This window comes from Pseudomonas cremoris (genome assembly GCF_014230465.1).
In genome coordinates this window covers 306,619-327,446 of record NZ_JAAXCY010000008.1, presented here as the reverse complement: position 1 = coordinate 327,446, position 20,828 = coordinate 306,619, and the positions used below count along the sequence as shown (strand labels likewise).

Genomic DNA, 20,828 nt, shown 5'->3' with positions numbered 1-20,828 from the left:
TAAAGAAAGCCGAGCATTCTAGCAGAAACTTTCTTCAGGTGAAGGACGACGTTAGCTTTCATGGCATAACCTTAGGCTGTTCTGTAAGATTTGCTCCCCTTTCCCGTGTCCGAGAGCGCCTCCCTTGCTGCAAAACATTCGTGTCGTCTTGGTCAATACCAGTCATCCCGGCAATATCGGTGGGGTGGCGCGAGCCATGAAAAACATGGGGCTGACGCGCCTGGTGCTGGTCGAGCCGCGTGTGTTCCCGCACCACGAGGCTGATGCCCGCGCGTCCGGCGCCAATGACATCCTTGAAAAAGCCCAGGTCGTCGCCACCCTTGAAGACGCCTTGGTCGGCTGCAATCTCGTGCTTGGCACCAGCGCTCGCGACCGTCGAATCCCTTGGCCATTGTTGGATCCGCGCGAATGCGGCACCAAAGTGGTAGAGGAGGCCGCTGGCGGTGCTGAGATCGCCTTGGTGTTCGGTCGTGAGGACTCAGGCCTCACCAATGACGAACTGCAGCGATGTCATTATCACGTGCACATCCCATCAGACCCCGAGTTCAGCTCGCTGAACCTCGGTGCGGCGGTGCAGGTGTTGACCTACGAAGTGCGCATGGCCTGGTTGGCGGCGGCTGGTCAGCCAAGCAAAGTGGAAAAAGAGGAGGTCGCGTCGACCAAAAGTGGCGAGCTGGCCACCATGGACGAACTGGAGCGATTCTATGAGCACCTGGAGCAAACCCTGGTAGCCATCGAATTTCTCGATCCTGAAAAACCACGGCACTTGATGGCGCGCCTGCGTCGCTTGTACGGACGTAGCTCGGTCAGTCGGGCAGAAATGAATATATTGCGTGGCATCCTCACGGAAACCCAGAAAGCGGCCCGTGGCGAGCTTCTTAATCGGAAGGATTAAAAATGTTCGAGCGTTTGCGAGAAGATATCCAGAGTGTTTTCCACCGTGATCCGGCGGCGCGCAACGCGTTTGAAGTGCTGACTTGCTATCCGGGGATGCACGCGATCTGGATTCACCGCTTGTCCGGTGCCTTGTGGGGCATGGGTTGGAAATGGCTGGCTCGGTTGGTGTCGAACTTTGGTCGCTGGCTGACCGGGATCGAGATTCACCCGGGAGCCAAGGTGGGGCGCCGTTTCTTTATCGACCATGGCATGGGCATTGTTATCGGTGAGACCGCTGAAATCGGCGATGACGTGACGCTGTACCAAGGCGTGACCCTCGGTGGCACCAGTTGGAACAAAGGCAAGCGCCACCCGACGCTGGGTGATGGCGTGGTGGTGGGGGCGGGCGCCAAGGTGCTTGGCCCGTTTACCGTCGGTGCGGGTGCCAAGGTGGGTTCCAATGCCGTCGTGACTAAGGCGGTACCGCCTGGTGCTACCGTCGTCGGTATCCCTGGCCGGATCATCGTCAAGCCGGAAGCCGGCGACGAGCAGGAAGCCAAGCGCAAGGCCATGGCTGAGAAGATTGGTTTTGATGCCTACGGCGTCAGCGAAGACATGCCCGATCCGGTAGCGCGCGCTATCGGTCAGTTGCTTGATCATTTGCAGGCGGTCGACGGCAAGCTGGACGGCATGTGCGGTGCGCTAAAGGAGCTAGGGAGCCCTTACTGCGCCAAGGACCTGCCTGAATTGCGCGAGGAAGACTTCGCCGAGATCAAGGAAGAAGCCGCCACCAAGGCGAGCTGAGGTCTAATCGTAACGCTATTGCCCTTGTGGGAGTGGGCTTGCTCGCGAATACGGAGTATCAGTCGTCAAATGTATTGGCTGGTTCACCGCTTTCGCGAGCAAGTCCGCTCCCACATTTGATCTCCATTGGTCTCGCAATTCCCGGTCAGTCCTGTTCCCGCTGTTCCTCCCCACCCCATCCTGCTATGATTCGCGCGCCCTTTTTACGGGTAATCCTGACTAAAGTACTAGGTCTTATAGTTGACTTAAATACTCGGGAATCGCATACTTGCCCACATTCTGAAACACCTTGGTAATTGTCCATGAGACTGACTACAAAAGGCCGATACGCGGTGACCGCCATGCTTGACCTGGCCTTGCACGCGCAAACTGGGCCGGTGTCCCTGGCCGATATCTCCGAGCGCCAAGGCATTTCCCTGTCCTACCTTGAGCAACTGTTCGCCAAGTTGCGTCGCAGCAACCTGGTGTCCAGTGTGCGTGGGCCAGGTGGTGGCTATCAGTTGTCTCGCGACATGCAGGGCATCCAGGTGGCCCAGGTGATCGATGCGGTCAACGAATCCGTCGACGCCACCAAATGCCAGGGTCTGGGTGATTGCCATGCTGGCGACACCTGCCTGACGCACCACTTGTGGTGCGACCTGAGCTTGCAGATCCATGAGTTTTTGAGTGGTATCAGCTTGGCCGATCTTGTGACTCGCCGTGAGGTGCAAGAAGTAGCCCAGCGTCAGGACCAGCGCCGTTGCAACACCAAGGCGCCGCGTCTGGACAAGATTGAAGCGTCCGCCGTCGAGTGACAGCCGAAGAGCTAACGGCACGCCAGCCAGCCTGATTTAGGAGAAAGTCCATGAAATTGCCGATTTACCTTGATTACTCAGCGACCACCCCGGTTGATCCGCGTGTCGCGCAAAAGATGAGCGAATGCCTGCTGGTTGACGGAAACTTCGGCAATCCAGCCTCCCGTTCCCACGTATTCGGCTGGAAAGCCGAGGAAGCGGTCGAGAACGCTCGTCGCCAAGTCGCCGACCTGGTTAACGCCGACCCGCGCGAAATCGTCTGGACCTCCGGTGCTACCGAGTCCGACAACCTGGCAATCAAGGGCGCCGCGCATTTCTACGCGAGCAAAGGCAAGCACCTGATCACCACCAAGATCGAGCACAAGGCTGTCCTCGACACCATGCGCCAACTGGAGCGTGAAGGTTTCGAGGTCACCTACCTCGAGCCAACCACCGACGGTATCGTCACCCCGGCCATGATCGAAGCCGCGCTGCGTGAAGACACCATTCTGGTTTCCGTGATCCACGTGAACAACGAAATCGGCACCATCAACGACATCGCGGCCATTGGCGAGCTGACCCGCTCCAAAGGTGTGCTGCTACACGTCGACGCCGCTCAGTCTACCGGTAAGGTTGATATCGACCTGTCGAAGCTGAAAGTCGACCTGATGTCGTTCTCTGCCCACAAGACCTACGGTCCTAAAGGCATCGGCGCCCTGTACGTGAGCCGTAAGCCACGTGTGCGTATCGAAGCCACCATGCACGGCGGCGGTCACGAACGCGGCATGCGTTCGGGCACCCTGGCGACCCACCAGATCGTCGGCATGGGTGAAGCTTTCCGTGTGGCCAAGGAAGACATGGCTGCCGAAAACGTACGCATCAAGGCCCTGAGCGACCGCTTCTACAAGCAGGTCGAGAACCTTGAAGAGCTGTACATCAACGGCAGCATGACCGCCCGTGTACCGCACAACCTGAATTTGAGCTTCAACTACGTCGAAGGCGAGTCGCTGATCATGGCGCTCAAGGACCTGGCCGTTTCGTCCGGTTCGGCCTGCACCTCGGCCTCCCTTGAGCCTTCGTACGTACTGCGCGCCCTGGGCCGCAACGACGAACTGGCACACAGCTCCATCCGCTTTACGTTCGGTCGCTTCACCACCGAAGAACAAGTCGACTACGCGGCGCAGAAGGTCTGCGAAGCCGTCAATAAACTGCGTACCTTGTCGCCGCTGTGGGACATGTACAAAGACGGTGTCGATATTTCCAAGATCGAGTGGGCGGCACACTAAATATAGAAGCCGCCACCCAAGCTCTGTAGGAACGTGGCGGAAAACGCAGGCGTTTCTACAGGGTTCCAGAGCGGCCCTGATGAGTGAGGATTCAGTACCATGGCTTACAGCGAAAAGGTCATCGACCACTACGAAAACCCGCGTAACGTCGGCAAGATGGACGCGGAAGACCCAGACGTCGGCACCGGCATGGTCGGCGCCCCGGCGTGCGGCGACGTAATGCGCCTGCAGATCAAGGTCAACGACGCTGGCGTTATCGAAGACGCCAAGTTCAAGACCTACGGTTGCGGTTCGGCCATTGCCTCCAGCTCCCTGGCGACCGAATGGATGAAAGGCAAGACCCTGGACGAGGCTGTCACCATCAGCAACACCCAGTTGGCCGAAGAGCTGGCTCTGCCGCCAGTGAAAATCCACTGCTCCGTACTCGCTGAAGACGCTATCAAGGCGGCCGTTCGCGACTACAAGCAGAAGAAAGGCTTGATCTAAGCATTTGGCGACGAGTAAGGAGTCAACGATGGCTATCAGCATGACAGAAGCGGCTGCGCAGCACATTCGCCGCTCCCTGAATGGGCGCGGTAAAGGTGAGGGGATTCGTCTGGGTGTTCGCACCACGGGCTGTTCCGGCCTTGCCTATGTGCTGGAGTTCGTCGACGAGGTGGTTGCGGAAGACCAGGTGTTCGAAAGTCACGGCGAGAAAGTGATCATCGACCCTAAAAGCCTGACCTACCTGGACGGCACCGAGCTCGATTTCGTCAAGGAAGGGTTGAACGAAGGCTTCAAGTTCAACAACCCCAACGTACGCGGTGAATGTGGCTGCGGCGAAAGCTTCAACATCTGAGGCTATTCGTGGGTACTCCTTGTCATTTCGCTTTATTCGAGCTGCAGCCGAGCTTTCGGCTGGACCTTGAGCAGCTTGCCACGCGCTACCGAGAATTGGCGCGTGGGGTGCATCCGGACCGCTTCGCTGACGCTTCCGAGCGTGAGCAGCGCTTGGCGCTGGAGCAATCGGCCAGCCTCAACGAAGCCTATCAGACCCTGAAAAACCCGCCCAAACGCGCACGCTATTTGCTTGCGATGAGAGGGGGCGAGTTGCCACTTGAAGTCACGGTGCACGATCCCGACTTCCTGATGCAGCAGATGCAGTGGCGCGAAGAGCTCGAAGACTTGCAGGACGAAGCAGACCTGGCGGGTATCGCAGTCTTCAAGCGTCGTCTGAAAAAGGCCCAGGATGAGCTCAACGAAAGCTTCGCAGCCTGTTGGGATGATGCAGCGCAACGTGAACAGGCCGAGCGCCTGATGCGGCGCATGCAGTTCCTCGACAAGCTCACCTACGAAGTGCGCCAGCTAGAAGAGCGCCTCGACGATTAACCCCGTGTGCTGCCCGTGATGCACGCCTGATAGACAGATAAGACCTGATTACCATGGCCCTACTGCAAATCGCCGAACCCGGCCAAAGCCCTCAACCGCACCAGCGTCGCCTGGCGGTCGGGATTGACCTGGGCACCACCAATTCCCTGGTTGCTGCCTTGCGCAGTGGCCTGTCCGAGCCGCTGCCCGACGCCAATGGCCAGGTTATCCTGCCGTCCGCCGTGCGTTATCACGCTGATCGCACCGAAGTCGGTGAGTCGGCCAAGCTGGCGGCGTCTACCGATCCTCTGAACACCGTGTTGTCGGTCAAGCGCTTGATGGGTCGTGGTCTGTCCGACGTCAAGCAACTGGGCGATCAACTGCCATACCGCTTTGTTGGCGGTGAATCCCACATGCCGTTCATCGATACTGTCCAGGGCCCGAAAAGCCCGGTGGAAGTGTCGGCCGATATCCTCAAGGTGCTCCGCCAGCGCGCGGAAAACACCTTGGGCGGCGAACTGGTTGGGGCGGTGATTACGGTTCCGGCGTATTTCGATGACGCCCAGCGCCAAGCCACCAAGGACGCGGCGAAACTTGCCGGCCTGAATGTGCTGCGCCTGCTCAATGAGCCGACTGCAGCGGCTGTGGCCTACGGCCTGGACCAGCACGCCGAAGGCCTGGTGGCTATTTACGACCTGGGCGGCGGTACCTTTGATATTTCGATCCTGCGCCTGACCGGCGGTGTCTTCGAAGTTTTGGCTACCGGTGGCGACAGTGCCCTGGGTGGCGATGACTTCGATCACGCCATTGCAGGCTGGATCATCAACAGTGCTGGTTTGTCTGCCGACCTGGACCCAGGCGCGCAGCGCAACTTGTTGCAAACTGCCTGCGCCGCTAAAGAGGCGCTGACTGATGCTGCCGTTGTCGATGTTTCCTACGGCTCCTGGTCTGCCCAACTGACCCGCGAAGCCTTCGATGCCTTGATCGAGCCGATGGTCGCCCGCAGCCTTAAGGCTTGCCGCCGTGCCGTGCGTGATTCCGGTATCGAGCTGCAAGACGTCGGTGCTGTGGTCATGGTGGGCGGCTCCACCCGCGTGCCGCGTGTTCGTGACGCTGTCGCCGAGGCGTTTGGCCGCCCGCCCCTGACTGAAATCGACCCGGATCAAGTGGTCGCTATTGGCGCTGCGATCCAGGCTGATACCCTGGCCGGCAACAAGCGTGACGGTGGCGAACTGCTGCTGCTCGACGTCATTCCGTTGTCCCTGGGGCTGGAAACCATGGGTGGCCTGATGGAGAAGGTGATTCCACGCAACACAACCATTCCCGTCGCCCGCGCCCAGGACTTCACCACCTACAAAGATGGCCAGACGGCCATGATGATCCATGTGCTGCAAGGTGAGCGCGAACTGATCAGCGACTGCCGTTCCCTGGCACGTTTTGAGTTGCGCGGTATTCCGGCGATGGTGGCCGGTGCGGCGAAGATTCGCGTGACCTTCCAGGTCGACGCCGACGGTCTGCTGAATGTCGCCGCGCGCGAGCTGGGCTCGGGCGTTGAAGCCAGCATCCAGGTCAAGCCGTCTTACGGCCTCACCGACGGTGAAATCGCCAAGATGCTCAAGGACTCGTTCCAGTACGCCGGTGACGACAAAGTCGCCCGCGTATTGCGTGAGCAGCAAGTCGATGCCCAGCGCCTGCTCGAAGCAGTGCAGGGTGCCCTGGATGTCGATGGCGAGCGCCTGCTGGACGCCGAAGAGCGCATGGTCATCGACCTGCAGATGCAGGAATTGGCCGAACTGATGAAAGGCACTGATGGTTATGCCATCGAGCAACAGACCAAGCGCCTGTCGCAAGTGACCGATGCCTTTGCCGCCCGTCGTATGGACCAGACGGTAAAAGCCGCCCTGGCGGGACGCAACCTGAATGAAATCGAGGAATAATTAATGCCGCAGGTCATTTTTCTGCCACACGCCGAGCATTGCCCGGACGGTATGGTCGTGGAGGCTGAGACCGGCAAGTCCATCCTCGAAGTTGCCCATGACAACCACATCGAGATCGAAAGTGCCTGCGGCGGCGTCTGCGCCTGCACCACTTGTCACTGCATCATCCGCGAGGGTTTCAACACCCTGGAAGAAGCCGACGAGCTGGAAGAGGACTTTCTTGACCGTGCGTGGGGCTTGGAAGCGCATTCGCGCCTAAGCTGTCAGGCAAAAGTCGGAACGGAAGACATTACTGTCGAAATTCCGAAATATTCGCTCAACCATGCTGCCGAAGCGCCGCACTGATTCAAGGAAATGTCATGAGCCTGAAATGGGTTGATGTACAAGAAATCGCTATACAACTTGCTGAAGCGCACCCGGACGTCAATCCTCTGTCTGTGAACTTCGTCACCCTGCGCAATCTGGTGATGGCGCTGCCGGAATTCGACGACATCCCGGATCGGGGTGGCGAAAAGGTTCTGGAGGCGATTCAAGGCCTGTGGATCGAAGAAGCAGACTGAACCGTCTTTTTACGCAGTTAGGCAATACCCAATAACCCGCGTATAATTCGCGGGTTTAATTTTTCGTAAATTACCGTTTCTGGAGTTACACCATGGCTGTTCAACGTACTTTCTCCATCATCAAGCCTGACGCTGTTGCAAAAAACGTCATCGGCGAGATCACCACTCGTTTCGAAAAAGCCGGCCTGAAGGTTGTAGCTTCGAAACTCAAGCAACTGTCCAAAGCTGAAGCTGAAGGCTTCTACGCTGAGCACAGCGCTCGTGGTTTCTTCGGCGACCTGGTCTCCTTCATGATCTCCGGTCCTGTTGTTGTTCAGGTTCTGGAAGGCGAAAACGCTATCGCTCTGAACCGTGAGCTGATGGGCGCTACCAACCCTAAAGAAGCTGCTGCCGGCACCATCCGTGCTGACTTCGCTGAGTCCATCGACGCCAACGCTGTACACGGCTCGGACTCCGAAGCTGCCGCTGCTCGCGAAATCTCGTACTTTTTCGCTGCTACTGAAGTAACCGCTCGCTAAGCATTGGCTTAAAGAGTGAGGGTGAATCCATGACTACATCGACTGTTAAAACCAACCTGCTGGGTCTGACCCAGCCGGAAATGGAGAAATTCTTCGACTCAATCGGGGAGAAGCGTTTCCGTGCCGGTCAGGTAATGAAATGGATTCACCACTTTGGCGTCGACGATTTCGACGCCATGACGAACGTCAGCAAGGCCCTGCGTGACAAGCTCAAGGCCATTGCTGAGGTCCGTGGTCCCGAAGTGGTCAGCGAGGACATCTCCAGCGACGGTACCCGTAAGTGGGTAGTGCGCGTGGCGTCCGGCAGCTGTGTCGAGACTGTATATATCCCCCAGGGCAAACGCGGCACTTTGTGCGTTTCGTCCCAGGCAGGCTGTGCCTTGGACTGCAGTTTCTGCTCCACCGGCAAGCAAGGCTTCAATAGCAACCTCACCGCCGCCGAAGTCATCGGCCAGGTGTGGATTGCCAACAAATCCTTTGGCAGCGTCCCGGCAACCGTCGACCGTGCCATCACCAACGTGGTGATGATGGGCATGGGTGAGCCGCTGCTGAACTTTGACAACGTCATCTCTGCCATGCATTTGATGATGGACGACCTGGGCTACGGCATCTCCAAACGCCGTGTGACCCTGTCGACCTCCGGCGTGGTACCGATGATCGATGAGCTGGCCAAGCACATCGACGTCTCCCTGGCGTTGTCGCTGCACGCACCCAATGACGCATTGCGTAACCAATTGGTGCCGATCAACAAGAAGTATCCGCTTAAGATGCTGCTCGAATCCTGCCAGCGTTACATGGCGACCTTGGGCGAGAAACGCGTGTTGACCGTTGAGTACACCCTGCTCAAGGACATCAACGACAAGGTCGAACACGCGGTCGAGATGATCGAGTTGCTCAAGAACACCCCGTGCAAGATCAACCTGATCCCGTTCAACCCGTTTCCACATTCTGGCTACGAGCGGCCGAGCAACAACGCCATCCGCCGTTTCCAGGATCAACTGCATCAGGCCGGCTACAACGTCACCGTGCGCACCACGCGAGGTGAAGACATCGATGCCGCTTGTGGCCAATTGGTAGGGCAGGTAATGGACCGCACCCGCCGCAGCGAACGTTACATCGCCGGGCGCGAATTGAACGCCGCCGACGATTTGCCGCTAATCGCTGTGAATCGAATCTGAGAGAGGATCTCTATGCCCTTGCGCCTTGCGCTGCTTTTGCTTGTTACCGGTCTAGCGGCCGGTTGTGTTTCATCGGGTTCTGACAACCCTTTGCAAACCAGTAAAGGCCGTGACGAGGCGCGAGTTGCCTATGTGCAACTGGGCTTGGGCTACCTGCGACAGGGCATGAGCGAGCAGGCCAAAGTGCCGTTGAAAAAGGCCCTTGAGCTCGACAGCAACGATGCGGATGCCAATGCCGCGCTGGCCCTGGTGTTCCAGGCACAGGCGGAGCCTGAACTGGCTGACCGTTATTTCCTCAAGGCATTGGCCTCCCGCCCTGCAGACCCGAGGCTGCTGAATAACTACGGCAGCTTCCTGTTCGAGCAGAAACGTTATGACCAGGCAGCCCTTTATTTCCAGCAAGCCAGCGCCGATACCCTCTATCCTGAGCGTTCTCGTGTATTCGAGAACCTTGGGGTGACCTCGATGCGACTCGGCCAGCGCGACAGCGCACGCAAGCAACTGGAAAAAGCCCTGCACATGAATGGTCGTCAGCCTCGGGCATTGCTCGAAATGGCTGAGTTGTCCTACGAAGACAGGCATTATGTGCCGGCACGTGACTATTACGAGCGTTTTAGCCTGCTCAGCGGGCAAAATGCACGTAGTCTATTGCTCGGTGTGCGCCTGGCGACGGTTCATGAAGAACGCGACACGGCCGCACGTTTTGGCCAGCAACTCGAACGACTCTATCCCGGTACGCCGGAATATCAGCAATACCTGTCGGAGCAATGATGAAAGCGGCGCACCCGGAAGTTGTAGCAGCTAATCGCGTAAACCCAGGCGACACCTTGCGCCAGGCCCGCGAAAGCAATGGTTGGTCGCTGGCAGAAGTGGCCCTCAAGCTCAATTTGACCACCACATCCCTGGCCAATCTGGAAGCCGGCGCGTTCGATAAGCTGCCTGGGCATACCTTTGCTCGCGGCTATATCCGCGCCTACGCCAAATTGCTGGGCATCGACCAGGCCGTGCTGGTCCAGGAATTTGATCAGTTCACCGGTACTGACTCCCAGGGCAGCAATGTCCATGGCTTGGGTCGTATCGAAGAGCCTGTGCGTGTTTCCCACACTATTTTGCGAATTGTCAGCCTGTTGCTGCTGATCGCCGTGATCGGCGGCGGTTTCGTCTGGTGGCAAGACCAGACGTCCCAGCGCACCAAGGACCTGACCAGCAACGCCATGGAGCACGTCGAAGTCGAAAGCGCCGACGGCACCACCCAGATTCACCCGCTGGACGAGCCGGAAGACCAAGCCGTTGCCGAAGGCCAGGCCGCGCCAGAAGCGCCAGCCACCGTAGAACAACCTGCGCCGGAAACTACGCCGTCCGCGACCGCTGCGGTACCGGCCACGCCAGCAACTGCCCCGGTAGCCCATGCTCCCGCCGCGCCGGTGCCGGTGCCGGCTCCTGCTCCAGCCGCACCGGCTGCTCCTGCTGTTTCTGCGCCTACCACCCCAGCACTCATTGCCGGTGATGGCCGCGTGCAAATCACCTTCGTCGCTGACTGCTGGACGCAAGTCACCGATGGCAATGGCAAAGTGCTGTTTAGCGGTCTGAAGCGTAAGGGAGATACGCTCGACCAGGGCGGCAAGCCTCCTTTGACGCTGCGTCTGGGCTTTGCCCGTGGCGCGCAAGTGGCCTACAACGGCCAGCCTGTGGACGTGGCGCCGTTCACCAGTGGCGAGACTGCTCGCCTGAAGTTGGGACAATAGTCATGCACGGCGAATCTCCAATCAAACGTCGCGTATCGCGCAAGATCTGGGTCGGCTCGGTGCCTGTGGGTGGCGACGCCCCCATCGCAGTACAGAGCATGACCAACAGCGACACCAACGATGTGGCCGCCACTGTCGCCCAGATCAATCGTCTGGAAGCTGCTGGCGTGGACATTGTGCGGGTATCCGTACCGGACATGGACGCTGCAGAAGCCTTTGGCCGCATCAAGCAACTGGTCAAGGTGCCGTTGGTTGCCGACATCCACTTCGACTACAAGATCGCCCTGCGCGTGGCCGAACTGGGTGTGGACTGCCTGCGTATCAACCCAGGCAACATCGGTCGTGAAGACCGTGTTCGCGCCGTGGTGGACGCGGCCCGTGATCGCGGCATTCCAATCCGTATCGGCGTCAACGCCGGTTCCCTGGAAAAAGACCTGCAAAAGAAATACGGCGAACCTACTCCGGCCGCATTGGTTGAGTCGGCACTGCGCCACGTAGAACACCTTGAACGCCTGAATTTCCAGGACTTCAAGGTCAGCGTAAAGGCTTCCGACGTGTTCATGGCCGTAGAAGCCTATCGCCTGCTGGCCAAGGAAATCGTGCAACCGTTGCATTTGGGCATCACCGAAGCCGGCGGTTTACGCTCAGGCACAGTGAAATCTGCGGTGGGTCTCGGTATGCTGCTCGCCGAAGGGATTGGCGATACTATTCGCATCTCGCTGGCGGCAGACCCCGTAGAGGAAGTGAAGGTCGGTTACGACATTCTCAAATCCCTGCGTTTGCGTTCCCGTGGTATCAATTTCATCGCCTGCCCGAGCTGCTCGCGGCAGAACTTCGACGTGGTGAAAACCATGAACGATCTGGAATTGCGCCTTGAAGACCTGCTGGTGCCGCTGGATGTTGCGGTGATCGGTTGTGTGGTCAACGGGCCTGGCGAAGCCAAGGAAGCCCATGTGGGCTTGACTGGCGGTACACCGAACCTGATCTACATCGACGGCAAACCGGCGCAGAAGTTAACGAATGACAATCTGGTGGATGAGCTCGAAAGACTGATCCGCGAGAAAGCGGCCGAGAAGGTCGCGGCTGACGCAGCGCTGATCGCGCGCGGCTGATTGAACGAATTTAAGGATTTGATGTGAGCAAGTCTCTGCAAGCCATTCGTGGCATGAACGACATCCTGCCGGAGCAGACGCCGCTGTGGCGTTATTTCGAAGGCACTGTCGCGCGCCTGCTGGATAACTACGGTTACAAGCAGATCCGCATGCCGATCGTCGAGTTCACCGAGCTGTTCAAGCGCTCTATCGGTGAAGTTACAGACATCGTCGAAAAAGAGATGTACACCTTTGAAGACCGCAACGGCGACTCCCTGACCCTGCGTCCGGAAGGCACCGCCGCATGCGTGCGCGCCGTGCTGGAGCATGGCCTCACCGGTGCTGGCCAACCGCAAAAATTGTGGTACATCGGCCCGATGTTCCGCCACGAGCGCCCCCAGAAAGGCCGCTATCGCCAGTTCCACCAGATCGGCCTGGAAGTGTTCAACATCGACGGTCCGGATATCGACGCCGAACTGATCGTGCTGACCTGGCGCCTGTGGGGCCTGCTGGGCATCCGCGATGCGGTCAAGCTTGAGCTCAACAGCCTGGGTACCAGCGAATCTCGCGGCCGCTACAAGGTAGCCCTGGTCGAGTACCTGTCGGCCCACCTCGACAAATTGGACGAAGACAGCCAGCGCCGTCTGAAAACCAACCCGTTGCGTGTACTGGATACCAAGAACGCCGACACTCAGGCCGTCCTGGTCAACGCGCCGAAAATGGCCGACTACCTGGACGACGAATCGCGCATTCACTTCGAGGGCCTCAAGGCTCGCCTGGATGCGGCCGGTATTCCGTTCGTGATCAACACCAAGCTGGTGCGCGGCCTCGATTACTACAGCAAGACCGTGTTCGAGTGGGTCACCGACAAACTTGGCGCGCAGGGTACCGTGTGCGCCGGGGGGCGCTACGACGGCCTGGTCGAGCAGATGGGCGGCAAGCCGACCACTGGCGTAGGTTTTGCCATGGGCATCGAGCGGCTGATCCTGCTGCTGGAAACCTTGGAGCAGGTCCCGGAAGAAATTTCCCGTCAGGTCGATGTGTACCTCTGCGCCTTTGGCGAGGCCGCCGAACTGGCAGCCTTGGCCCTCAGCGAAAAAGTACGTGATGAGTTGCCCAACCTGCGCCTGCAGGTCAATGCCGGCGCCGGCAGTTTCAAGAGCCAGTTCAAGAAGGCCGACAAGAGCGGTGCGCTGTACGCACTGATCCTCGGCGATGACGAACTGGCCCAGCAAGTGATAGGTTTCAAACCCCTGCGTGGCCAGGGCGAGCAACAGAACATTGCCTTTGATGCGCTCGCTGCGCACTTGGCCACCTGCGTCGTGCAGGGTTGAAGCTGTCGAACAGCCGAATTTAGCGATTAAGGAGTATTGGGGTGTCGAGTACTGATGATGAGCAGTTGGCCGAGTTCAAGGACTGGTGGCAGCGTAACGGCAAACCCCTGGTTACCGGCGGCCTGCTGGCTTTAGTGGTGGTGTTCGGCTGGCAAGCCTGGCACAAGTATCAGGCCAACCAATCCCAAGGCGCCTCGATCCTGTATCAGCAATTGCTGGAAACCACGCTGACCCCGGACGGCAAGCCTGATCCTGCTCAGGTCGCAGACCTGGCCGGCAAGCTGAAAAACGAATTCGGCGGCAGCACCTACGCCCAATACGGCAGCCTGTTCGTCGCGAAAGTCGCGGTCGATACCGGCAAGCTGGATGATGCCGCAGCAGAACTGAAGGCTATCGCCGACAAGCCGACCAACCCGACCCTGGGTGAAATCGCACGTCAGCGCCTGGCTCAGGTACTTGCCGCACAGAACAAGGCTGACGAAGCACTCAAACTGCTCGACGGCGATGCTGACAAGGCATTTGTTGCCACTCGCGAAGAGCTCAAGGGCGACCTGTTGGTCCAATTGGGTCGTACCGACGAAGCCAATGCTGCGTACCAAAAAGCCAAGGCGGCGCTGTCTGATGAAGCGGCGGTCGGTGGCTTACAAATCAAGCTGGACGACTTGGCCAAAGGGGATGCGTGACGTGATCCGTTGGAAACATGCAGCATTGCTGGCTCTGGCCGTTCTGGCCGCGGGTTGCAGCAGCAACAGTAAAAAAGAACTGCCTCCTGCGGAGCTGACCAGCTTCAAGGAAGAAGTGGTCCTGCAGAAGCAGTGGAGCCGTTCCATCGGTGACGGTCAGGGCGACCTCTACAACCTGTTGCAGCCGGCAATCGACGGCGACAACATCGTGGCCACTGACTCCACTGGTGTGATCGTTGCCATGGATCGCATGAACGGCGACGTCAAGTGGAAGAAAGACCTCGAGCTGCCGGTTTCCGGTGGTGTGGGTGTCGGTTATGGCCTGGTGCTGATCGGTACGCTCAAGGGCGAAGTCGTGGCGCTGGACTCCAGCACCGGTGAGGAAAAATGGCGCGCTCGCGTGACCAGTGAGGTCCTTGCAGCCCCTGCCACCAACGGCGATGTTGTCGTAGTGCAGACCCAGGATGACCGCCTGATCGGCCTCGATGCGAGCACCGGCAACCAGCGTTGGCTATACGACAACACCCCGGCGGTGTTGACCTTGCGCGGTACCAGTGGTCCGATTGTGACCAACAATCTGGCCGTTGCAGGTCTGTCGACCGGTAAAGTGGTCGCCCTCGATACCCAGAATGGCGTGCCGGCTTGGGAAACCCGTGTGGCTATCCCGCAAGGTCGTTCCGAACTGGACCGCGTAGTGGACATCGACGGCGGCCTGCTGCTGTCTGGTGAAACCATCTACGTTGCCACTTACCAGGGCCGTGTAGCGGCACTGGACCTGCAGAGCGGCCGTGTGAACTGGCAGCGTGATGCTTCCAGCTACGCCGGTGTCGCCCAAGGGTTTGGCAGCGTCTACGTAAGCCTGGCGTCTGGCACCGTTGAAAGTGTCGACGAGCGTTCCACTACTGCCCTGTGGAGCAACGACTCCCTGGCTCGCCGTCAGCTGTCGGCACCGGAAGTGTTCTCCAGCTACGTAGCGGTTGGCGACTTCGAAGGCTACCTGCATCTGCTGAGCCAGGTAGACGGTCGATTTGTCGGTCGCGAGCGTATCGACAGCGACGGCCTGCGCGCTCGTCCGCTGGTCGTGGGTAACATGCTTTATGTGTTTGGCAACAGCGGCAAGCTGGAAGCCCTGACCATCAAGTAAGAACTATGCTTGGGGTAACACCCAGGCGGCCCCGCTTCGGCGGGGCATGCGGCATTTGATTATGCTGCCCCGAGCACCAGCCGCTGCCCTGCAGCGGCTTTTGTATTTTCTGAAATAACGAAGTGGAGAGCCGCATGGTTCCCGTAATCGCCCTGGTGGGCCGACCTAACGTCGGCAAGTCCACCTTGTTCAACCGCCTGACCAGGACTCGCGACGCCATCGTCGGCGACTTGTCCGGTCTGACCCGTGATCGCCAATACGGTGAGGCAAAGTGGCAAGGGCGCTCCTACATTATTGTCGACACCGGTGGTATCTCCGGTGACGAGCATGGCATGGACGAAAAAATGGCCGAGCAGTCGCTGCTGGCCATTGAAGAAGCCGATGTCGTGTTGTTCCTGGTGGACGCCCGTGCGGGCTACACCGCCGCCGACCAGATGATTGGCGAGCACCTGCGCAAGCGCAACAAGCGTTCCTACGTGGTCGCCAACAAGATCGACAACATCGATCCTGAGTTGGCCCGCGCCGAATTCAGCCCGATGGGCCTGGGCGACGCGATCCCGATCGCCGGTGCCCACGGTCGCGGCATTACCCAGATGCTGGAAATTGCCCTGAGCAGCTTCCCGAAGGACAACGCTGAGGAAGAAGAGGGTGAGGAAGAGATCGTCGCCGAAGGTGAGGAAGCCAAGCGCATTCCTGGCCCGAGCGAAAAAGACGGTATCAAGATCGCCATCATCGGTCGTCCGAATGTCGGCAAGTCGACCTTGGTCAACCGCATGCTCGGTGAGGACCGGGTCATCGTGTACGACCAACCCGGTACCACTCGCGACAGTATCTACATCCCGTTCGAGCGCAACGAGGAAAAGTACACGCTGATCGACACCGCCGGTGTGCGCAAGCGCGGCAAGATCCACGAGGAAGTTGAAAAGTTCTCGGTGGTCAAAACCCTGCAAGCGATCAAAGACGCCAACGTGGTGATCTTCGTGATGGACGCCCGCGAAGGCGTGGTGGACCACGACCTCAACCTGCTGGGCTTTGCCCTGGAGGCCGGTCGGGCATTGGTCATCGCGATCAACAAGTGGGACGGCATGACGCCGAGCGAGCGCGACTTCGTCAAGATCGAGCTGCAGCGTCGCCTGTTCTTCGTCGAGTTCGCCGATATCCACTTTATCTCGGCACTGCACGGTACTGGCGTGGGCAACCTCTACGCGTCCGTACAGAACTCGTTCAAGTCCGCAGTGACCCGCTGGCCGACCAACCGCCTGACCCAGATCCTGGAAGACGCTGTTGGCGAGCACGCACCGCCGATGGTCAACAATCGCCGGATCAAGCTGCGTTACGCCCACTTGGGTGGTGCCAACCCGCCGATTATCGTGATCCACGGTAACCAGATCGAGAAGGTGCCGAAGTCCTACGTGCGTTACCTGGAAAACACCTACCGTCGTGTCTTGAAACTGGTCGGTACGCCGATCCGCATCGAGTTCAAAGGCGGTGATAACCCGTACGAAGGCAACAAGAACACCTTGACCGACCGTCAGGTGAACAAGAAGCGTCGTTTGATGACTCACCACAAGAAGGCCGACAAGAAGCGCCGTGACAAGAAATAACGGCAGCTTCACGTTGTGAGAGAGGGCTCCTTTGGAGCCCTTTTTTGTGCGCGGTGGTTTGTGCCTTGACCCGGTGCAATTGGCAGCTTAAAACTTGGGGCTCACCTGCAGGGGCCTTTTGATGATCACCAGCAAGCTGCCGAATGTCGGCACGACCATTTTCACCACGATGTCGCAACTTGCCGCCGAAACTGGCGCGCTCAACCTGTCCCAGGGCTTCCCGGACTTCAATGGCCCCCAAGGCTTGCTCGATGCGGTGGGCAAGCACGTCGCCAGCGGGCACAACCAATATTCGCCGATGACCGGTCTGCCGGCCCTGCGTCAGCAGGTGGCGACCAAGATCGCCCGCAGCTATGGTGCGACGGTCAACGTCGATAGCGAAGTGACCATCACCCCAGGCGCCACTGCCGCGATCTTCTGTGCGATCCAGGCCGTGATCCGCAGTGGCGATGAAGTCATCGTGTTCGACCCAAGCTACGATAGCTACGAGCCTTCGGTTGAACTGGCCGGTGGGCGTTGCGTGCACGTGCAGTTGAGCCTGCAAGGCTTTGCATTGGACTTTGAGCAGATCAAGGCCGCGCTATCACCGCGCACACGCATGATCATCCTCAACACCCCACACAACCCCACAGGCGCCTTGATCAGCCGCGCCGAGTTGGACCAGTTGGCCGAGTTGATCCGCGACCGTGATATCTACCTGGTCAGCGATGAGGTCTACGAACACCTGGTCTTCGACGGTGTGCCCCACGTCAGCGTGCTGGCCCACGAAGAGCTGTATCAACGCGCGTTCGTGGTCAGCTCCTTTGGCAAGACTTACCACGTCACTGGCTGGAAAACCGGCTACGTGGTTGCGCCACCGGCCCTTACTGCCGAGCTTCGTAAGGTGCACCAATACGTCAATTTCTGCGGTGTGACGCCGTTGCAGTTCGCCTTGGCCGACTTCATGGCCGAACACCCAGAGCATGTGGATGAGCTGCCGGCCTTCTACCAGGCCAAGCGTGACCTGTTCTGCGACCTGCTGGCGCCGTCGCGTTTCAGCTTTACCCGAGTGACCGGCACCTACTTCCAATTGGTGGATTACTCTCAGATTCGCCCGGACCTGGATGACGTTGCCATGTCCCTGTGGATGACCCGTGAACACGGCGTGGCGACGATTCCGGTCTCGGTGTTCTACCAGAACCCACCCCAAGGCCAGCGCCTGGTGCGCCTGTGTTTTGCCAAACGCGAGGAGACGCTGCAACAAGCAGCTGAAAAACTATGCGTGATCTGAGTGCGCTGCCGAACCTGAACATCGCTCTGGTCCAGACCAGTCTGGCCTGGCACGACCGCCAGGCTAACCTTGAGCATTTTGAACTGCTGTTGGAGCAGGCCAAGGGCGCCGATCTGATTGTACTGCCGGAGATGTTTACCACCGGTTTCTCCATGGAGTCGGCCACCCTTGCCGAGCCGGAACACGGTCCGACTCATCACTGGCTCAAGGCTCAGGCCGCCAAGTACAACGCGGTGATCACCGGTAGCGTGATCATCCAGGCCGCCGATGGCAGCCATCGCAACCGCCTGCTGTGGGCGCGGCCCGATGGTGAGGTGTTGCACTACGATAAGCGCCACCTGTTCCGCATGGCTGGTGAACATAATCACTACACGCCTGGCGAGCGCCAAGTGCAGTTCGAATTGAAGGGGTGGCGCATACGCCCGCTGATTTGCTACGACCTGCGCTTCCCGGTGTGGAGTCGTGATGCCCAGGACACCGACTTGCTGCTTTACACCGCCAACTGGCCGGGCGCGCGGCGCTTGCATTGGAATCGGTTGCTTCCGGCGCGTGCTATCGAAAACCTGTGTTATGTGGCCGCTGTGAATCGCGTCGGTACGGACGGCAAAGGGTTTGCCTACACCGGTGACAGCCAGGTGCTGGACTTTCAGGGTGAGACGTTGCTGAGCGCGGGGGAGGCGGACGGGGTGTTTCAGGTGTGCCTGGATGCGGCGGAGTTGGCGGCGTATCGCACGCGGTTTCCGGCGAATCTGGATGCCGATACTTTTCAGTTTGTCTGACATACCGCATTCGCGAGCAAGCCCGCTCCCACTTTCGACCGCATTCCGTCTGTAGAAATGCGGTCGAAAGTGGGAGCGGGCTTGCTCGCGAAGAGGCCAGAACTATCACCACACCCCTCAAATAAAAAGGCCCCTGGACTCGCACCCAGGGGCCTTTAGCATTTCAGCAGTAGTTAGGCCGCTTTTGCTTCCTGCTGACTCAGCGAGCGATTCAGTGCGCTGAACAGTGCCTTGAAGCTGGCGGTAGTGATGTTTTCATCAATACCCACACCATGCACCGGACGCTCACCGTTCACGCGCAGCTCAATGTAAGCCGCTGCCTTGGCGTTGGTGCCCGCGCCAATCGCATGTTCGTTGTAGTCCATGATCTCCACGCCAATCGGCAGGCCGGCCACCAGGGCTTCCAGTGCGCCATTGCCTTTGCCTTTCCAGTGCAGGTTGGTTTCGCCCTGGCCCTTGCCGGAGACTTCAACCTCGACAAAGCTATTGCCGTTTTCTTCCTGCAAGCGATGGCTGACCAGCGCGTACGGGGTGTTGGCTTGCAGGTATTCACGCTGCAGCAAGGCGTAGATCTGTGGTGCGGTCATCTCAAGGCCCACGCGGTCGGTTTCAGCCTGTACCACCTGGCTGAATTCGATCTGCATGCGGCGCGGCAAGCTGATGTCGTATTCCTGCTCCAGCAGGTAGGCAATACCGCCTTTGCCGGACTGGCTGTTCACACGAATCACGGCTTCGTAGCTGCGACCGATGTCGGCCGGGTCGATTGGCAGGTACGGCACTTCCCACAGGGCGTCGTCCTTCTGCTGGGAGAAACCCTTGCGGATCGCGTCTTGGTGAGAGCCGGAGAACGCGGTGTGCACCAAGTCGCCAACGTAAGGGTGACGTGGGTGTACCTGGATCTGGTTGCACTCCTCGACGACTTTACGCACTCCGTCGATGTCGGAGAAGTCCAGTTGTGGGTCCAGACCCTGGGTGTACATGTTCAGTGCCACGGTCACCAGGTCAACGTTACCGGTACGCTCGCCGTTGCCGAACAGGCAGCCTTCGACACGGTCTGCGCCGGCCATCAGGCCAAGTTCGGTAGCTGCTACGCCGGTGCCACGGTCGTTGTGGGTGTGCAGGCTGATGATCACGCTGTCACGACGGTTGATATGGCGACCGAACCATTCGATCTGGTCGGCATAGATGTTCGGCGTGGCGCACTCAACGGTGGCTGGCAGGTTGAGGATCATCTTGTGCTCAGGCGTCGGGTTCCACACCTCGATTACTGCGTCACAGACTTCCTTGGCGAACTCCAGCTCCGTGGCACTGAAAGTCTCTGGAGAGTATTCGAAGGTCCACTGGGTTTCCGGCTGCTGGGCAGCATATTTGACGAACAGCTTGGCCGCGTTGACCGCGATGGCCTTGATGCCGTCCTTGTCCTGGTTGAATACGATGCGGCGGAAGGACGGCGAAGTCGCGTTGTACAAGTGCACGATGGCTTTCTTGGCACCGCGCAGGGATTCGAACGTGCGCGCGATCAGGTCTTCACGGCCCTGGGTCAGCACCTGGATGGTGGTGTCCTCGGGGATGTGGCCGTCTTCGATCAGGGTACGTACGAAGTCAAAGTCGGTTTGCGATGCCGCCGGGAACGACGCTTCGATTTCCTTTACGCCCACGGCGACAAGCGTCTTCCAGAAACGCAGCTTTTTCACCGCATCCATTGGTTCGATCAGCGACTGGTTGCCATCACGCAGGTCGGAGCTGCACCAGATCGGCGCGGCGGTGATGGTTTTCGAAGGCCAGGTGCGATCCGGGATATCGATGGTCGGGAACGCGCGGTACTTCGAAGACGGGTCTTTGAGCATGCTCATCGGGGAATCCTTTGTTTTGGGGCCGAAAAGAGGCGGCCTGCCGTGG

General features: G+C 59.1%; 22 protein-coding genes. 21 read left to right on the top strand and 1 reads right to left on the bottom strand.

The window, feature by feature from the left end:
- The first annotated feature begins 124 nt into the window (after nucleotides 1-124).
- From trmJ to HF257_RS21355, 21 genes are all read left to right on the top strand, one after another.
- Complete coding sequence (gene trmJ, locus HF257_RS21455; RefSeq protein WP_185708188.1) at nucleotides 125-895, top strand: tRNA (cytosine(32)/uridine(32)-2'-O)-methyltransferase TrmJ; 771 nt, start codon at nucleotides 125-127, stop codon at nucleotides 893-895.
- A 2-nt stretch (nucleotides 896-897) separates the two neighbouring features.
- A complete protein-coding gene (cysE, locus tag HF257_RS21450) occupies nucleotides 898-1,680 on the top strand; it encodes a serine O-acetyltransferase (protein WP_185708187.1) in 783 nt (260 codons plus the stop codon).
- 302 nt (nucleotides 1,681-1,982) lie between these two features.
- Nucleotides 1,983-2,474: a Fe-S cluster assembly transcriptional regulator IscR gene (iscR, locus tag HF257_RS21445; protein ID WP_003194020.1), complete on the top strand. Its 492-nt coding sequence runs from the start codon at nucleotides 1,983-1,985 to the stop codon at nucleotides 2,472-2,474.
- A gap of 50 nt (nucleotides 2,475-2,524) precedes the next feature.
- Nucleotides 2,525-3,739, top strand: a complete 1,215-nt coding sequence (locus tag HF257_RS21440) for an IscS subfamily cysteine desulfurase (RefSeq protein ID WP_185708186.1) — start codon at nucleotides 2,525-2,527, stop codon at nucleotides 3,737-3,739.
- Nucleotides 3,740-3,838: 99 nt separating this feature from the next.
- Nucleotides 3,839-4,225, top strand: coding sequence for a Fe-S cluster assembly scaffold IscU (gene iscU, locus HF257_RS21435; RefSeq protein ID WP_028617851.1), 387 nt, complete (start codon nucleotides 3,839-3,841; stop codon nucleotides 4,223-4,225).
- Nucleotides 4,226-4,253: 28 nt separating this feature from the next.
- The gene (gene iscA / locus HF257_RS21430; RefSeq protein WP_003175963.1) at nucleotides 4,254-4,577 is read left to right on the top strand and encodes an iron-sulfur cluster assembly protein IscA; all 324 of its coding nucleotides are present in this window, start codon (nucleotides 4,254-4,256) and stop codon (nucleotides 4,575-4,577) included.
- Between the two features lie 8 nt (nucleotides 4,578-4,585).
- Entirely contained in the window at nucleotides 4,586-5,107 is a 522-nt protein-coding gene (gene hscB / locus HF257_RS21425) for a co-chaperone HscB (protein ID WP_185708185.1), read from the top strand.
- A gap of 53 nt (nucleotides 5,108-5,160) precedes the next feature.
- A complete protein-coding gene (gene hscA / locus HF257_RS21420; RefSeq protein WP_185708184.1) occupies nucleotides 5,161-7,023 on the top strand; it encodes a Fe-S protein assembly chaperone HscA in 1,863 nt (620 codons plus the stop codon).
- A gap of 3 nt (nucleotides 7,024-7,026) precedes the next feature.
- Complete coding sequence (fdx, locus tag HF257_RS21415) at nucleotides 7,027-7,368, top strand: ISC system 2Fe-2S type ferredoxin (RefSeq protein ID WP_017736823.1); 342 nt, start codon at nucleotides 7,027-7,029, stop codon at nucleotides 7,366-7,368.
- A gap of 14 nt (nucleotides 7,369-7,382) precedes the next feature.
- Nucleotides 7,383-7,583 (top strand): Fe-S cluster assembly protein IscX, encoded by a 201-nt coding sequence (gene iscX, locus HF257_RS21410; RefSeq protein WP_135291183.1) that lies wholly within the window; start codon nucleotides 7,383-7,385, stop codon nucleotides 7,581-7,583.
- A 92-nt stretch (nucleotides 7,584-7,675) separates the two neighbouring features.
- The gene (ndk, locus tag HF257_RS21405) at nucleotides 7,676-8,101 is read left to right on the top strand and encodes a nucleoside-diphosphate kinase (protein WP_083356869.1); all 426 of its coding nucleotides are present in this window, start codon (nucleotides 7,676-7,678) and stop codon (nucleotides 8,099-8,101) included.
- A gap of 29 nt (nucleotides 8,102-8,130) precedes the next feature.
- Entirely contained in the window at nucleotides 8,131-9,279 is a 1,149-nt protein-coding gene (gene rlmN, locus HF257_RS21400; RefSeq protein ID WP_185708183.1) for a 23S rRNA (adenine(2503)-C(2))-methyltransferase RlmN, read from the top strand.
- 12 nt (nucleotides 9,280-9,291) lie between these two features.
- Nucleotides 9,292-10,050, top strand: coding sequence for a type IV pilus biogenesis/stability protein PilW (gene pilW, locus HF257_RS21395; RefSeq protein ID WP_185708182.1), 759 nt, complete (start codon nucleotides 9,292-9,294; stop codon nucleotides 10,048-10,050).
- Complete coding sequence (locus HF257_RS21390; RefSeq protein WP_185708181.1) at nucleotides 10,050-11,024, top strand: RodZ domain-containing protein; 975 nt, start codon at nucleotides 10,050-10,052, stop codon at nucleotides 11,022-11,024. The genes pilW and HF257_RS21390 overlap by 1 nt, the downstream gene beginning before the upstream one ends.
- 2 nt (nucleotides 11,025-11,026) lie before the next feature.
- Nucleotides 11,027-12,136, top strand: coding sequence for a flavodoxin-dependent (E)-4-hydroxy-3-methylbut-2-enyl-diphosphate synthase (gene ispG, locus HF257_RS21385; protein WP_099585613.1), 1,110 nt, complete (start codon nucleotides 11,027-11,029; stop codon nucleotides 12,134-12,136).
- 23 nt (nucleotides 12,137-12,159) lie between these two features.
- Nucleotides 12,160-13,449 (top strand): histidine--tRNA ligase, encoded by a 1,290-nt coding sequence (gene hisS / locus HF257_RS21380; RefSeq protein WP_185708180.1) that lies wholly within the window; start codon nucleotides 12,160-12,162, stop codon nucleotides 13,447-13,449.
- A gap of 41 nt (nucleotides 13,450-13,490) precedes the next feature.
- Nucleotides 13,491-14,132, top strand: a complete 642-nt coding sequence (locus tag HF257_RS21375) for a YfgM family protein (RefSeq protein ID WP_185708179.1) — start codon at nucleotides 13,491-13,493, stop codon at nucleotides 14,130-14,132.
- Nucleotides 14,125-15,276, top strand: coding sequence for an outer membrane protein assembly factor BamB (bamB, locus tag HF257_RS21370; protein ID WP_185708178.1), 1,152 nt, complete (start codon nucleotides 14,125-14,127; stop codon nucleotides 15,274-15,276). The genes HF257_RS21375 and bamB overlap by 8 nt, the downstream gene beginning before the upstream one ends.
- A gap of 134 nt (nucleotides 15,277-15,410) precedes the next feature.
- On the top strand, nucleotides 15,411-16,880 hold the full coding sequence (gene der, locus HF257_RS21365) for a ribosome biogenesis GTPase Der (protein ID WP_185708177.1): 1,470 nt from the start codon (nucleotides 15,411-15,413) through the stop codon (nucleotides 16,878-16,880).
- Between the two features lie 121 nt (nucleotides 16,881-17,001).
- Nucleotides 17,002-18,150 (top strand): pyridoxal phosphate-dependent aminotransferase, encoded by a 1,149-nt coding sequence (locus HF257_RS21360; protein WP_185708176.1) that lies wholly within the window; start codon nucleotides 17,002-17,004, stop codon nucleotides 18,148-18,150.
- Nucleotides 18,138-18,929 (top strand): amidohydrolase, encoded by a 792-nt coding sequence (locus tag HF257_RS21355; protein WP_185708175.1) that lies wholly within the window; start codon nucleotides 18,138-18,140, stop codon nucleotides 18,927-18,929. The genes HF257_RS21360 and HF257_RS21355 overlap by 13 nt, the downstream gene beginning before the upstream one ends.
- A gap of 173 nt (nucleotides 18,930-19,102) precedes the next feature.
- On the opposite strand, the gene leuA is transcribed toward HF257_RS21355, so the two are convergent.
- Entirely contained in the window at nucleotides 19,103-20,782 is a 1,680-nt protein-coding gene (gene leuA / locus HF257_RS21350; protein ID WP_185708174.1) for a 2-isopropylmalate synthase, read from the bottom strand.
- Between the last annotated feature and the right edge of the window lie 46 nt (nucleotides 20,783-20,828).

Bases quoted from the DNA above. Each gene is read 5' to 3' on its own strand.
- bamB (WP_185708178.1), top strand. From the start codon at position 14,125: ATGCGTGACGTGATCCGTTGGAAACATGCAGCATTGCTGGCTCTGGCC.
- hscA (WP_185708184.1), top strand. From the start codon at position 5,161: ATGGCCCTACTGCAAATCGCCGAACCCGGCCAAAGCCCTCAACCGCAC.
- cysE (WP_185708187.1), top strand. From the start codon at position 898: ATGTTCGAGCGTTTGCGAGAAGATATCCAGAGTGTTTTCCACCGTGAT.
- iscA (WP_003175963.1), top strand. From the start codon at position 4,254: ATGGCTATCAGCATGACAGAAGCGGCTGCGCAGCACATTCGCCGCTCC.
- leuA (WP_185708174.1), bottom strand. From the start codon at position 20,782: ATGAGCATGCTCAAAGACCCGTCTTCGAAGTACCGCGCGTTCCCGACC.
- HF257_RS21360 (WP_185708176.1), top strand. From the start codon at position 17,002: ATGATCACCAGCAAGCTGCCGAATGTCGGCACGACCATTTTCACCACG.
- ispG (WP_099585613.1), top strand. From the start codon at position 11,027: ATGCACGGCGAATCTCCAATCAAACGTCGCGTATCGCGCAAGATCTGG.
- rlmN (WP_185708183.1), top strand. From the start codon at position 8,131: ATGACTACATCGACTGTTAAAACCAACCTGCTGGGTCTGACCCAGCCG.
- HF257_RS21440 (WP_185708186.1), top strand. From the start codon at position 2,525: ATGAAATTGCCGATTTACCTTGATTACTCAGCGACCACCCCGGTTGAT.
- fdx (WP_017736823.1), top strand. From the start codon at position 7,027: ATGCCGCAGGTCATTTTTCTGCCACACGCCGAGCATTGCCCGGACGGT.
- ndk (WP_083356869.1), top strand. From the start codon at position 7,676: ATGGCTGTTCAACGTACTTTCTCCATCATCAAGCCTGACGCTGTTGCA.
- pilW (WP_185708182.1), top strand. From the start codon at position 9,292: ATGCCCTTGCGCCTTGCGCTGCTTTTGCTTGTTACCGGTCTAGCGGCC.
- HF257_RS21390 (WP_185708181.1), top strand. From the start codon at position 10,050: ATGAAAGCGGCGCACCCGGAAGTTGTAGCAGCTAATCGCGTAAACCCA.
- HF257_RS21355 (WP_185708175.1), top strand. From the start codon at position 18,138: ATGCGTGATCTGAGTGCGCTGCCGAACCTGAACATCGCTCTGGTCCAG.
- iscR (WP_003194020.1), top strand. From the start codon at position 1,983: ATGAGACTGACTACAAAAGGCCGATACGCGGTGACCGCCATGCTTGAC.
- iscU (WP_028617851.1), top strand. From the start codon at position 3,839: ATGGCTTACAGCGAAAAGGTCATCGACCACTACGAAAACCCGCGTAAC.
- der (WP_185708177.1), top strand. From the start codon at position 15,411: ATGGTTCCCGTAATCGCCCTGGTGGGCCGACCTAACGTCGGCAAGTCC.
- iscX (WP_135291183.1), top strand. From the start codon at position 7,383: ATGAGCCTGAAATGGGTTGATGTACAAGAAATCGCTATACAACTTGCT.